This is a genomic window from Candidatus Kurthia intestinigallinarum (assembly GCF_003991225.1).
Classification (GTDB): Bacteria; Bacillota; Bacilli; order Bacillales_A; family Planococcaceae; genus Kurthia; species Kurthia populi.
The window spans coordinates 1-945 of the sequence record NZ_JTFC01000206.1 but is presented as its reverse complement, the minus strand read 5'-3'; the positions used below and the strand labels follow the sequence as shown (position 1 = coordinate 945).

Annotated in this window: 1 protein-coding gene and 1 pseudogene; both read left to right on the top strand. The window is 18.9% G+C overall.

The genetic code is table 11. The features are described from left to right. Positions 1-104: 104 nt before the first annotated feature. Positions 105-764, top strand: a complete 660-nt coding sequence (locus tag QI30_RS19855; protein ID WP_233600656.1) for a VanZ family protein — start codon at positions 105-107, stop codon at positions 762-764. After that, positions 740-945: pseudogene (locus QI30_RS21055) on the top strand (hypothetical protein); the annotation flags it as partial. The gene QI30_RS19855 and the pseudogene QI30_RS21055, both read left to right, overlap by 25 nt.

The window sequence follows — 945 nt, the reverse complement described above, 5'->3', positions numbered from 1 at the left end:
AAAGTTATCTCTTTTTTATTTTTAAAATATTGGAAAAAAAGTAAAATTGTGTTATATTTTTTTTGATTTTAAAATTAAAAATAAACTAAGAAAAGAGATTTTATGTGAGAGAATTATTGAAGTCTAAAAAAGGACTTAAAATTTTATTACTTTTGTTTAGTGTCTTAATAGGATTTGTATTATATTTAACTATTTTTATGAATATCTTGCCTATGTTTTTTTCTAATATGGAGAATATCGAAAAAAATATTTTAGCTATTTTAATAATAATTTTCACTATTTATATATTGATAGCTATTACATTTAATCTAGATACTAAAATTGAGAGATATGTAATTTTATTTCTTTATTTGATAGTTTTATTGTTAGGGTTGTTAAGACCAGATCAAAGTAATTTTGGTGAAACAGGTATTTATGCTTGGAATCCTTTTGGATTTATTTTTGATATTCAGAATGATGATTTATCTTTAATTATTATGTTTATAAATATTTTGATTTTTGTTCCAATGTATTTTTTATTAGCATATGCTAATATTTTTAAGAATTTTTTGACTAGATTAATTATTTTTGAAATATTTATATTTTTAATTGAGTATTTACAAGCACTTTTGAAAATAGGCATTTTTGATTTATCTGATGTGTTTTTATATAATATTGGATTTTTCATTGGGTATATAATTTCTTTACCATTTTTAAAAGTATTGAAAAATAGATTAAATAAAAATAGAGGAGATAATAAATGTATTATTTTAAAGTATTATTAGATATAATTTACTTTTTTTTATTTCTAATAATTGGTGGTATAATCGGTGGTATAATTAATTTAATTTATTCTCTATTTGATATTCAAGTTAACGGTACTAATGGTGGTTGGTTAGTTGGAATATCTATTTTATTTATCTTATTAGTAATCTATAAAAATAAATTTCAGTTTTCTTTATTGTA